Origin of the sequence: Marivirga sp. (assembly GCF_051117495.1) — a bacterium.
In the GTDB taxonomy this organism is placed as follows: Bacteria; Bacteroidota; Bacteroidia; order Cytophagales; family Cyclobacteriaceae; genus Marivirga.
This window is the reverse complement of record NZ_JBNPEF010000001.1, coordinates 70,133-81,727: the sequence shown is the minus strand read 5'-3', so window position 1 is coordinate 81,727 and position 11,595 is coordinate 70,133. Positions and strand designations below refer to the sequence as shown.

The 11,595-nt window shown below is 35.5% G+C and carries 11 protein-coding genes; 3 read left to right on the top strand and 8 right to left on the bottom strand.

Translation table 11 applies throughout. The features are described 5' to 3' along the window. Positions 1-141 precede the first annotated feature (141 nt). The 3 genes from ACFE0M_RS00370 to ACFE0M_RS00360 all read right to left on the bottom strand — a co-directional run bounded on the left by ACFE0M_RS00370 (position 142) and on the right by ACFE0M_RS00360 (position 3,202). Entirely contained in the window at positions 142-1,284 is a 1,143-nt protein-coding gene (locus tag ACFE0M_RS00370) for an acyl-CoA dehydrogenase family protein (protein ID WP_434543749.1), read from the bottom strand. Positions 1,285-1,415: 131 nt separating this feature from the next. Then, the gene (locus tag ACFE0M_RS00365) at positions 1,416-2,117 is read right to left on the bottom strand and encodes a methyltransferase domain-containing protein (RefSeq protein ID WP_434543748.1); all 702 of its coding nucleotides are present in this window, start codon (positions 2,115-2,117) and stop codon (positions 1,416-1,418) included. Continuing rightward, complete coding sequence (locus ACFE0M_RS00360; protein WP_434543747.1) at positions 2,114-3,202, bottom strand: type III polyketide synthase; 1,089 nt, start codon at positions 3,200-3,202, stop codon at positions 2,114-2,116. Before ACFE0M_RS00360 ends, ACFE0M_RS00365 begins: the two co-directional genes overlap by 4 nt. 48 nt (positions 3,203-3,250) lie before the next feature. Between ACFE0M_RS00360 and ACFE0M_RS00355 the strand changes: the two genes are divergently transcribed. Continuing rightward, a complete protein-coding gene (locus tag ACFE0M_RS00355) occupies positions 3,251-4,144 on the top strand; it encodes a UbiA family prenyltransferase (RefSeq protein WP_434543746.1) in 894 nt (297 codons plus the stop codon). 27 nt (positions 4,145-4,171) lie between these two features. On the opposite strand, the gene ACFE0M_RS00350 is transcribed toward ACFE0M_RS00355, so the two are convergent. Next, a complete protein-coding gene (locus tag ACFE0M_RS00350; protein ID WP_434543745.1) occupies positions 4,172-4,777 on the bottom strand; it encodes a hypothetical protein in 606 nt (201 codons plus the stop codon). Positions 4,778-4,923: 146 nt separating this feature from the next. Here ACFE0M_RS00350 and ACFE0M_RS00345 point away from each other — a divergent pair, with 146 nt between their 5' ends. Next, positions 4,924-5,568, top strand: a complete 645-nt coding sequence (locus ACFE0M_RS00345; RefSeq protein WP_434543744.1) for an SDR family oxidoreductase — start codon at positions 4,924-4,926, stop codon at positions 5,566-5,568. A 50-nt stretch (positions 5,569-5,618) separates the two neighbouring features. On the opposite strand, the gene recO is transcribed toward ACFE0M_RS00345, so the two are convergent. The 4 genes from recO to ACFE0M_RS00325 all read right to left on the bottom strand — a co-directional run bounded on the left by recO (position 5,619) and on the right by ACFE0M_RS00325 (position 10,598). Continuing rightward, a complete protein-coding gene (gene recO, locus ACFE0M_RS00340) occupies positions 5,619-6,308 on the bottom strand; it encodes a DNA repair protein RecO (protein WP_434543743.1) in 690 nt (229 codons plus the stop codon). A 329-nt stretch (positions 6,309-6,637) separates the two neighbouring features. After that, positions 6,638-8,800, bottom strand: a complete 2,163-nt coding sequence (locus ACFE0M_RS00335) for a hypothetical protein (RefSeq protein ID WP_434543742.1) — start codon at positions 8,798-8,800, stop codon at positions 6,638-6,640. A gap of 631 nt (positions 8,801-9,431) precedes the next feature. After that, entirely contained in the window at positions 9,432-10,010 is a 579-nt protein-coding gene (locus ACFE0M_RS00330) for a thymidine kinase (protein WP_434543741.1), read from the bottom strand. Positions 10,011-10,274: 264 nt separating this feature from the next. Beyond that, positions 10,275-10,598: a 2Fe-2S iron-sulfur cluster-binding protein gene (locus tag ACFE0M_RS00325; protein ID WP_434543750.1), complete on the bottom strand. Its 324-nt coding sequence runs from the start codon at positions 10,596-10,598 to the stop codon at positions 10,275-10,277. A 32-nt stretch (positions 10,599-10,630) separates the two neighbouring features. Between ACFE0M_RS00325 and ACFE0M_RS00320 the strand changes: the two genes are divergently transcribed. Beyond that, positions 10,631-11,587 carry a hypothetical protein gene (locus tag ACFE0M_RS00320; RefSeq protein WP_434543740.1) on the top strand — a complete coding sequence of 319 codons (957 nt, stop codon included), beginning with the start codon at positions 10,631-10,633 and terminating at the stop codon, positions 11,585-11,587. Positions 11,588-11,595 lie beyond the last annotated feature (8 nt).

The following is an 11,595-nucleotide window of genomic DNA, read 5'->3' as shown; positions in this document are numbered from 1 at the left end:
TCAGCCTATTAGAAACTGGGGAGTAATACTTAACAGTTTTCTTATTATATTTGAAGATAGGGTCAGATTGAATGAATCTTAACCCTATCTACAAAATTTTTAGTTACACACTTTTTGGGATAGTGTCGATTATAAGGTCATTTATCCTTTCAAAATAGCTCTACTGATTACTAATTTCTGAATTTCAGAAGTTCCCTCTCCAATCGTACAAAGTTTGGAATCCCTATAATATTTTTCTACAGGGTAATCTTTGGTGTAACCATAACCTCCAAATATTTGGACTGCCTCTACAGAGTTTTTTACCGCTACTTCAGAAGCATAATATTTGGCCATAGCAGATTCTTTATTCACGCTTTTGCCTTTATTCTTTAAATCAGCAGCCTGAAATGTGAGCAATTTTGCTCCTTCTAATTCAGTGGCCATATCTGCTAATTTGAATGCAATCCCCTGAAAACTAGAAATGGGTTGATTGAACTGATGTCTTTCTTTACTGTAGGCCAACGCAGCTTCGTAAGCTCCTTCTGCTATACCTAAAGAAAGTGCTGCTATAGAAATTCTTCCACCATCCAATACTTTCATAGCCTGTATAAAACCCTGTCCAACTTCACCTAAAATATTATCTTTATGAACACGGCAATCTTCAAAAATCATTTCAGCCGTTTCAGACAAACGCATTCCCAATTTGTTCTCTTTTCTGCCTCCTTTGAATCCTTCCGTTCCTCTTTCTACCACAAAAGCGGTCATGCCGTGTGAGTCACCCTTTTCTCCTGTCCTTACGATCACAACAGCCACATCACCAGAAATACCATGAGTAATCCAGTTTTTAGCTCCGTTGATGATCCAATAATCACCATCTTGAACCGCGGTGGTTTTCATATTTCCAGCATCAGAACCTGTGTTGGGCTCTGTCAAGCCCCATGCACCAATCCATTCGGCTGTTGCTAATTTTGGCAACCATCTTTTCTTTTGTTCATCATTCGCAAATTGCATGATATGCCCTGTGCAAAGTGAGTTGTGTGCGGCCATGGAAAGTCCGATAGAAGGATCTACTTTGGATAATTCCATAATAGCGGTTACGTATTCCTCATATCCAAAACCTGCGCCTCCATATTCCTGAGGAACCAAAACACCCATCAATCCCAGTTCTCCTAATTTTTTCATCACGTCAATTGGGAAATGTTGTTCTTCATCCCATTGGTCACGATGTGGTGTAATTTCTTTAGCTCCAAAATCGCGCACCATTTGCGCAATCATTTTTTGGTTTTCATTCAATCCAAAATCCATAAATATTGTGTTAGTCGTTTCCTGAAATAAGTGCAAATATAGCTTAAAATAGCTTAACTACCCAACTAACATTCGTTAGGGTAAAAAGGTTGGCTATTAAGTGTGTTTTGTAGCAGATTAGTCCCAAAAATTCAATAAATAAGCTTCCACCGGAAGGCCCAACGCCACTCTAGCTCGTAATTTTGTATTTCAGCCAATTTCAAAATCTCCTTCCAATCTTTTTTGGTAAAAGACCTCCAAACAGATAGACAGGCGTCATTTTGTACCATAGTCGATTTACTAAAAAAACGGGTAATCCATTTTATGGAATAATAGGCAAATGGATGTCGGTGTAAATCATTAATAATTATTTTATTCGACTGCTCTCGAAATTGTCTTAATAATGGAATTAAATCATCTTTTGGAAAATGATGTAGAAATAACGTACAAGTAATGATGTCAAAACTTCTATTCTTAAAACCCTCAGAAAATATATTATCAGCATGGAAATTTATTTCAGGATACAGCTTACAATGCTTTTCAGCATAAGCAATCACATTTGGGTTGGCATCGAAGCCATGTAATTGTATTTTAATATTTTTCTTTCTGCACCATTTGGCAATTTTCAATAACATTTCTCCACTGCCACAACCTAAATCTGCTATTTTCCATTCTTTAGTCGGATTGGATTTTAAAATTTTTCGGGTTGCATTAAGGGTAATGGCGTTACCTCCCAGCCAATGATTGATTATATCCAATTCTTTTAGTGCGCGATAAAGTGCAGGACTATCATCGGATAAATCATCCATGATTTCTTCTTCTTCCGACCGATAGGATAAATCAACTTTTTTCATTTTTCTACACGCTCCAAGAGCATACTTTCCATGGTTAAGCCTGGGCCAAAGGCAAAGCTAAGTACCTTATCCTTAGGCTGAATTTTATCCCACATCTCTTGCAACACAAAAAGCACTGTGGGAGAGGACATATTACCGAATTCCTTTAATACTTTATAGGCAGATTCATTAATTTCTTTGGGAAGCGTCAGTCCTTTTTCTACTGCTTCCAAAATTCTTTTCCCACCAGGATGAATGGCAAATTGGTTAATATCTTTTAACGTCAAAGAAAGCTTTTCCATTAGTTCTTCACCCAGCTTAGCAATATTTTGGGCAATCACTTCCGGCACATAACTGCTTAATTTCATTTCAAAACCTAAATTCCCTATGTTCCAAGCCATTTCCTGTTCAGAATCATTTTCCACCACACTTTTAAAGGCTTTCATTTCCAATGCTTTTGGGGTTTTTTCATTACTTACTACTACGGCTGAAGCACCGTCTCCAAAAAGTGTATTGGCCAATAAGTTATCTTCCGAATATTCAGATTGAAAATGAATCGTGCAAAGCTCTACACAAACAATCAAAACTTTGGCACCTGCTTCTGATCGGCAAATATGATGAGCTGTTTTCAGCGCATTAAATGCCGCAAAGCAACCCATGAATTGAATGGAAGTTCGTTCAATGTCTGAATTTAATCCTGCCTTTTTTATCAGTTGAATATCCAAACCAGGAGCAAACATGCCTGTACAACTAACCGTGATCAAATGAGTAAAATCTTTGGCATTATATTGTTCAAATACATTTTTCAAACTTTTTTGAGCCAATGGCAAAGCATGTTGTTCAAACAATTGCATGCGCTCTGATGTATTGGGCAGCAGTTTTCCATTATTTAGTTGTGGATAGAATTTCCAATCCTGATCATCTGAAAATTGATAATCAGGAATTACCGTATGCCTTTTTTCTATGCCCGACATTCGAAATATTGCCTTTAACTTACGGCTATTTTCCTCGTTTAAATGCATGGCTTTTTGCATAAAGCCTGCTATATCGTTTTGAGCAATGCAAATCTCCGGATTGGCAGGAGAAATCAGATTAATGTATGGCATAAATTATTCTTGAATGACTATATTAAGCAAAAATTTTGATAATTGTTCATGAAAAAAGTTATTCATATCATTCGGCATTTAAGGATCCCATTTTCTTTCTTTTTATTGCCTGTATATATTTTCGCTTTGGGCATCAGTCCTAATTTGGGAGAAGATAGAATAATCTTAACTTTTGTGATTTTACATTTTTTCATTTACCCTGCCAGTAATGCCTATAATTCGTACTTTGATAAAGATGAAGGCAGTATTGGCTTAATAAAAAAACCGCCACCCGTTTCTATTGGTTTATATTATACCAGTTTAATATTTGATTTTATAGGCATTGCTTTGGCATGGCTTATAAGTATGGAATTTGCTCTTTTGGTATTTGCTTATGGATTGGCATCTAAAGCATACAGCCACCCCGGCATACGCCTTAAAAAATATCCTTGGTTAGGCTGGTTAATAGCCGGTTTTTTTCAAGGGGTTTTTACTTTTTATATGGCTTACGTGGGCATCAATGATTTCGGCTGGGAAATTGCCTTAAAATGGAAAGTAATTTTACCAGGCTTATTGACTTCTGCCTTTTTGTGGGGCTCTTTCCCTATGACACAAATTTATCAACATAAAGAGGACAGCAAAAGAGGGGATAATACACTTTCAATCGTTTTGGGTATCAAAGGAACCTTTTTGTTTACCTTAGTAACTTTTCTTCTCGCCACACTAGGATTTGAGTACTACTTTCTGAATTACCATAATGAAAAAATGGGCATTGCCTTTTTACTTTTTATGGCGCCTACTGTAATCTACTTTTTGATATGGTTTGCATTGGTGCACAGAAATGAAAACTATGCCAATTTCAAGTGGACGATGGGGCTAAATTTGATTTCAGCAATTTGCTTAAATGCTTTCTTTATTTATTTCTTTTTACAGATTAGTCATTTATATCAATTGAATATGTGAAATTAAAATAACCATATTTCTATAATCTTAATTGCTAAAAACGATAAATCCTAATTGTAAATTAATTCCTATAAATGCTCCCGCTCCTGCTGATGTAAATTCAATACCAGGCTGAATAGCCATATCAAAATTTAAACGGCTAAAGAAATTACGCTGCAATCCATAAGACAACATTAAGTCAAAAATTGCTGGGCCTTTTGGATAATTTTCTGCATTGGTTATGAACAGTCCCTCATCATAAAATCTAGCGGCAAAGCCAACATAATTAGCCGAATTATAAGCAGTGCATTTGTCAGATGCTGCTCTTTTACTGAGATTATGATAAAACCGTGGTTGCACCATAACTTGTGGAGTTAGCACATAATAGGAACTGACACCATAAGTGGCTTGTGAAATGCTTCCTCCACCATAGTGGCCCAGAAAACCCATCATACAATAAATAGAAAACTCTTTTCTGATTTTCTTTTCATAAGAAATCCCCAGCAAATTAGGGTAAAATGTTTCCAACTTTATTAAATTCTCAGAAACTGAAGCAGATTCTCCTTTTATGAGAGCTGCTGGTTTATCCTGAGCATTAATTTTAAATGAGGCAAAAAGAATTAGTGCAACTACTAGAATTGAAAATCTTTGCATTTTTAAAAGGTTAATTGTTTTAATATATCGGTTCATTTTAAAATGTAAATATGCCAAAAATTTAACTTAATTGTTAAGTGGTATTCAAAAAATTAAACTTCTGCTTTTCTCTCCGTATAATATCAAATAACTATAAACACAGAATTATGAACATATTAGTAATAGGAGCCAATGGTAAAATTGGAAAGAAAATAGTCAATAAAATTCATAGCAACTCTCCACATGATGCCATTGCCATGGTTAGGGAGGAATCTCAACGGGAACAGTTTAAGAAAAAAGGCATCAAAACTGTTTTAGGAGATTTGGAAAGAGACTTTAGTCATGCCTATGAAGGAAATAATGCAGTCGTATTTACAGCTGGAAGTGGTGGCCATACTGGGGATGATAAAACCAAAGCCATTGACCAACAAGGAGCCATCAAAGCTATTGATTTAGCTGTTCAACATAAATTTATCAGGTTTATGATGGTGAGTGCTTTTGGTGCTGATTTTAACCCATCTGAATGGCCAGAAAATATGGCGGCCTACTACAATGCAAAGTCTGCAGCAGATGATTATTTACAACAAACAGGTTTAAAATATACCATTTTCAAGCCCGGCTTATTAACCGATGATGAACCAAAAGGAAAGGTTGATTTTGGTGAAAGAACGGATGAAAGAACTGGCTCAATTCCTCGTTGGGATGTAGCAGATGTATTAGTTAAATGTCTAGAAGCCGAAAATACTTATCGCAAATCTTTAGAATTACTTTCTGGGCCTTATAGAATTGAAGAGGCGATTGAGAAAGTCTAAATTATTTTCAGCTTTTCCAAAGTTTAGAACTTTGGAAAAGCTATTCAACATTAACTCAAAACCTCATGTAAAATTCGTAATGATTTAATTTCCTTGAAGGAGTGGCTGTGGATTTGATAGAAATGAATCAATACTTTTAGTAATTGCTGCCTTTGTTCTCTATTGATTTTTAAATCATAAGTTAAATCATTAGCTAAAAGCTCCTCCAATTTCACTAACTCATCTGGTCTTAATTTAATGGGATGATAATCTGAAACCTCATCCATGATTTCCACAGCTCCTGAAGGTTTGAAACCCAAATAAGTAGTAAGCTGCGCCAAAAACTGTAAATGGAAATTGATATAATCGTCTTCTTTTTGATCGAAATAAGTAAGGCTATCGTGTATAAAGCCAAACATCATAGGGTTTTCCTCCTCTTCTCCTCGCAAAATATGATTAAGGAATTCTGCTAAAAATATACCAATTGAAGACTTAATAATTTCATAAGGAATAGTGCGATAAGGCGGATTTACTTTAATTTCCGACATGCGATTGATACTACTATTAGCTTTTTTGTAAACCACTAAATCGAGCAAAGTTAAAGGCTGAAAAATGGCCATTTTGTGTTTGGCTTTTGCCTTTCGAACACCATTTTCAATATAGGATTGTATTCCGAATTTTTCAGTATAAACCTGAATGATGAGGGAGCTTTCACCATATTTTACATGTCCGAGTACTATACCTTTGGTTTTGTGGAGCATTTAGTTTCTTTATTCTATTGCAAATTAAGATGAATTTTGACTTAATGTAATAGTATAAATATATGAGGTTTTATTAAGCGATACTCCTAACTCACCTTAAATCAAGGAGAGACCATGAAATTTTTCGCTTTAGCGAAAAAGCTTTTGTTTTCCCTGCCTGCCGGCAGGCAGGTTTTGACTCTTTTGTGGTTAAAAATTAAGCTTGTTAAAATATACTACTGGTAGAAAAATCCCACCACAACCTGTCCCGTATTTATCGGGAAAAGAAATAGAAGAACACAATAGAAAATAACCAAGGTTATTTTTTCGTCATCCAATATACGTTTGAATCAAGGAAGTACAGCAAACTTAGTTTGATAAGTTTCTGTGCCATCTGCATTGATGGAAAAAACCAAATAGACTCCGCTTTTGGCTTTTATGCCCGAATAATTCTCCAAATCCCAAGAAAATGTACCTCCATTTGCTTTTCCTTTATGAATTAGATTTCCTGCAATATCCGTAATCATCACTTCATTATTATAAGCTAAGCCACGAATAGTCACCGTATTATGCGCAGATAGCCGAACGGGATTTGGAAATACCTCCACATCTGTATGGACTGCACCCGCACGGGTAGCATCCGTTCTATATGAAAGAAATTGGGATGATGAACTTATAAAAAGCTCACCATTTAAAGGATTGACTACCATCTGTTTAATATTTGTATTGACAATCGGGCTATTTGACCTCCTTAAATGCACAATATTTCTTTCTATATTTTCATCAAAAAGCCATAAGCCATCCCTTGTACTCATCCATTTTCTGTTGCCACCATCTATCGTGATATGGTTAACAGGTATTCCATCAAACAAGAAAAATCCTTCAAATATTGGCTGAGATGCATCTACGTTTTCTCCTTCCAATACTCCTTGAAAGCGATTAAAAAAGGCCACACCACTTTCAGTAGCTATCCATAACTGCCCACTTAAATCCATTTCTAGATCCTTGATTTGATTATTAGGCAGATTGCCATTTCCCAAAACGGTATTAAGCCTTCTTTCTTCTCCACTTTCGGGATTAAAAACAAAAACACCGGAATTTGTGGCTAGATAATGATCTCCATTGGGAGCAATTAAATAATCATTTACCGCACTATTAGAAGGCAAATTCATTTCCTCTAAACTTTTCATTTCTGGATTGAATAAGGCGTATAAATTATTCTCCGTTTTCACCAACGCCCAATAAGTTGCTAGCGGACTTTCTGCGAGTGCCACCCATTCTGCTATGATTGAATTCCCTAAATTTAGCGAACTGATATTTTCTGTGTCCCAGCTAAAGAGCCCTTCTGCTTCGCTTAGAAAAATACCGTTTCCCGATGTTAAGTCTAAAGCAACATCTCTGAAATTGGGTAAACCCTGACCTTCTGAATCTTTGGCAACATAAGTCCATCTGCCATTTTCAAAAAAGGAAAATCCTCCACTACCTTCTGCAAGATGAATTGTAAATTGTTCTAATTGATGGAGGCTATACGTTTTGCCTTTTGGTCCTTGTGGCGTTAAAGTCTCAGCAGCTCCTTCTTGATATCGGATTAATCCTGAAGTTTCATCTGCCACAAAAAACTGACTTTCGGTGAAATTAAAATCATTAATTTGATTCTCTTCCGAAACTGAGAATGCTTGTTCAAAAGTGTCCTCATTCAACTGGAAAAGATGATTGGAAGAAGAAAGATATAATTGATTATTGACTGATTTTAATTGTCGAATTGGCTCTTTTAATCCAAAAATACTTAGCCATTCATTATTTTGAAGCTGATAAATACTGTCATTATTTGCCAAACCATAAAGATCCCCTTCGTAAAATACTGTTTTTAATAGTGCTATCCCATCATTGTTTATAGGTTTTCTTTCCCAATTTTGGAAGTCCTTTAAATTAATATTTCCTGATAAATCCCCGATCAATAATCCTTCATTAGTGCTTAGGAAAAGTTTTTCATTATCTGTGCTAATTCCATTAATAAGAATTCTTTCTCCATCCTCACCCAAATTTTGAAAAGCATCAATCAATTCATTTTCATCGATATTATATAAAACCACTCCAAAATCTGTGGCCAAATAAATGACCTCCTCCACAATTACAGCCTCATTTATTTTCTTATCTCCTCTTAATTCAGATTCGAAAATATCTTCAAAAGTGGTGATGCTAAGCTCTTTATCCATTACATCCATTAAGCCATCCTGATAGCCAATTAATAATAAATCATTGACCGTTTTTAACATGCTGATATTGATACTATTCAAGCCATCGGCAGTACTTAAAGTATTAAGGCTTCCATCTTCTGTATCAAAATAAAAAAGTCCGTTATTAGTGGCACAAAAAACTTTATTATCAAAAACTGCAGTCTTTTGAGCTTTAGAGTAATCAGCATGATTTCTCCAGCTTCCCATAGGAATATCTTGGCTCTTCAGGCTGAAAGTGAAAGATAAAAAGAATAGAAATGAAAGTACTTTAAGCATGGTTCTTTAAATGCAGTGAATTATGTTTTCAAATATAAGAACTGATAATTAAGAAGTTGTGGTATGGGATTAGCTTGTTTTTATTTATAACCCGATTTTTTTCCTAGTCTTTTGCCAACGTCCTTTTTTAGTCATTTTTACTAATTTATCCAAGTCTGACTGTTTGGCCTTAGATTTTTGAAGAATTTTCTTAACAGTTGATATTATTGATTGACTATTCATATTTTTTAAATTTTTAATCCTTCTTTTTTCCTACTTATAAAAAGATTTAATCTTTCCCACTGACACCCCTATAGTCCCCTCAAGGGGACAGTGGCACTGATTTTTACTAGCAGAAAACAATAAGATTATCACTTTTCTCTACTGTAGCAAAGATAATATTATCTCTATTGAAGTTCAGTTCAAAAAAATTGCGAACACTTGATACGAAAGAAAAAATCAAGACAAAAAGATACTCTCAGGCTATAAACTACCCTCACCCCGCCTTTTTGTCCTCCAGCCCGCTCGCACTTAACAAAGCCTAGTAGGTTTTTGAATTTTATCACCATTTTCCTTAATGCTTTAACCAATAAAATAATTCAATATCAAATTGAAAAACTAAAGACTTTTAGAGCGTTTTCCCCCTTTGGGGCTAGGGGGCGTTAAAACACTTCCTACATCTTGGTTCATATTTATCCTTTTCGCCCAGCATTACTTTTTGTTTTTCCTCGCTAAGTCGGTAGGAGTAGGAGGCAATGCCTCCACATTTTACGCATATAGCATGGACTTTAGTCACATATTCCGCAGTAGCCATCAATTCTGGCATAGAGCCAAAGGCTTTTCCACTAAAATCCATGTCCAGCCCTGCTATGATGACTCTTTTGCCTTGATTGGCTAAGGAATTCACAACATTTACAATCTCGCTATCAAAAAACTGAGCCTCGTCTATTCCCACCACCTCTGAATTTCCTGAGTACAATAAAATATCTTCAGCAAAATCGACAGGGGTGGACCGAATTTTGGTTTTGTTATGGGAAACCACTTCGGATTCATCATAGCGGTTATCAATTTTTGGCTTAAATATTTCAACCTTTTGCTTAGCAATAAGTGCACGATTAAGCCTTCGGATTAACTCCTCAGTTTTCCCACTGAACATAGAACCACAAATCAGTTCTATCCAACCTTTCCCCTTGCCGCCTTCTTCTCTTCCTATATGTGGTTCTACAAACATGTTTTTTAATTTCCTTTGCTCTATCTTAAATACTTAATTACTGGTTGGTGTGCCACCGACCAGGGTAAAAGGAGGATTTAGTGAGTTTCCCCGTGGTTGGTGGCACACCAACCACCACCCTCAGCCTCTTTAGGTGTTTTTACCAATAATATATTTATATGCTTAAAACCTGTCAGGTTTGTCCTTTTTTCGAAGTATAAACTTATTTAATTTATTTCTACACTTAATTTCCTGAAACCTGACAGGTTTGATAAACCAAATCATTCAATCCGAATACTCCATATGCGGAAATTTATTTCTTTCCGCTACTTTTATTTTAATATCGCCCAAAACTACCGCCTGACACGCTAACCTTTCATTATCTGTCAATCTTTTCTGATTTCTAAACTTTTCTTCTGCAGAAGTCAGTTCACCCAAATTTTCCATTCCTTCCTTCACAATCATTTTGCAAGTGGTGCATCTTCCTTTTTTTCCACAGGCATGCATCCAATCAATAAAGTTTTCGTGTATAATCTCTAATGCTCTTTTTTCTGTGCTATTAGTGATTATCTTGCGTTCATAAAGGTTGGTAATCTCAATTTCAGGCATAAGAATAAATTGCAAAAAAAGTAAATTAAACAATGGAGAGCAAATTAAATCATCAGGCAATTGATGCTTACAGCAAAGCATTGGCAAAACAACTGAGTCAATCTTTCTTCAGTAATTCATCTCACATCAGCGGAAAAGAAATTTTAGAGCTAAGCCCCAACAAACAAATTAATTTGATGGTGCTCAAAAACCTTTTCAAAAAATGGAAAAAGGAAAATGCAAAATTGCAAAGTCCTTATTTCGATTACCATAGTGATGAGGTGAAAAAAGCCATGAAGGATTTCATGAATACGCTCTCCCGTCATATTTATGTTAAAAAAGAACATTTCGAACCTTTGTTAAAGGAATCTATCAAAGATAGCGTTTTGTTGGCTTTCTCTCCCTATGATTTCTATTCTAAGGAAATCAACCAGAGGGATGACAGCAGATTGCGCTTATCTGATTTGAAAGATTTGAAAAAATATATCAAGTTCAATGACTTCCTTCTCGATGGATTGATTGAGCATTTTGAATCCCATAAAGAAGATGTGGTTTTTAATGATACGGCTTTTGAGATGTTCAATGAAGTTTGCAGTAATTCGGAAGAACAACCGGCCGATATTCAACCACTTTTAGCAGAGTTCTCCAAAACTTTACCTCTTTCCCTTGCAGATATTTATTTGGAAGAAGAAAAAGAAGAGAAGGGAATGTTGAATGAAAAACTTCAAACTAAAGAAAAACAAACATTAGCCGATAAACTTGCCAAAAGTGGCGGAAAAAGCATGATGAAAATGTTGACCCTTAATCAACGATTTATGTTTGTAAATGAACTTTTTGAAGGCAATCAAAATCAATTTCTTTCTGCGGTGGAACAAATTGACGGAATGGAAAGCTACAAAGAAGCCTCTTCACATATCAAAAAATCCTTTGCCGATAAATACAATTGGGATATGGAAACAGAGGAAGTGCAGGAGTTTATAGAACTGGTAGAAAAGCGGTTTGGGAAATAAAAAGCTTT

What these genes read in the sequence shown, in the direction of transcription:
- ACFE0M_RS00370 (WP_434543749.1), bottom strand. Translation starts at nt 1,284, where the DNA reads ATGGATTTTGGATTGAATGAAAACCAAAAAATGATTGCGCAAATGGTG.
- ACFE0M_RS00365 (WP_434543748.1), bottom strand. Translation starts at nt 2,117, where the DNA reads ATGAAAAAAGTTGATTTATCCTATCGGTCGGAAGAAGAAGAAATCATG.
- ACFE0M_RS00360 (WP_434543747.1), bottom strand. Translation starts at nt 3,202, where the DNA reads ATGCCATACATTAATCTGATTTCTCCTGCCAATCCGGAGATTTGCATT.
- ACFE0M_RS00355 (WP_434543746.1), top strand. Translation starts at nt 3,251, where the DNA reads ATGAAAAAAGTTATTCATATCATTCGGCATTTAAGGATCCCATTTTCT.
- ACFE0M_RS00350 (WP_434543745.1), bottom strand. Translation starts at nt 4,777, where the DNA reads ATGCAAAGATTTTCAATTCTAGTAGTTGCACTAATTCTTTTTGCCTCA.
- ACFE0M_RS00345 (WP_434543744.1), top strand. Translation starts at nt 4,924, where the DNA reads ATGAACATATTAGTAATAGGAGCCAATGGTAAAATTGGAAAGAAAATA.
- recO (WP_434543743.1), bottom strand. Translation starts at nt 6,308, where the DNA reads ATGCTCCACAAAACCAAAGGTATAGTACTCGGACATGTAAAATATGGT.
- ACFE0M_RS00335 (WP_434543742.1), bottom strand. Translation starts at nt 8,800, where the DNA reads ATGCTTAAAGTACTTTCATTTCTATTCTTTTTATCTTTCACTTTCAGC.
- ACFE0M_RS00330 (WP_434543741.1), bottom strand. Translation starts at nt 10,010, where the DNA reads ATGTTTGTAGAACCACATATAGGAAGAGAAGAAGGCGGCAAGGGGAAA.
- ACFE0M_RS00325 (WP_434543750.1), bottom strand. Translation starts at nt 10,598, where the DNA reads ATGCCTGAAATTGAGATTACCAACCTTTATGAACGCAAGATAATCACT.
- ACFE0M_RS00320 (WP_434543740.1), top strand. Translation starts at nt 10,631, where the DNA reads ATGGAGAGCAAATTAAATCATCAGGCAATTGATGCTTACAGCAAAGCA.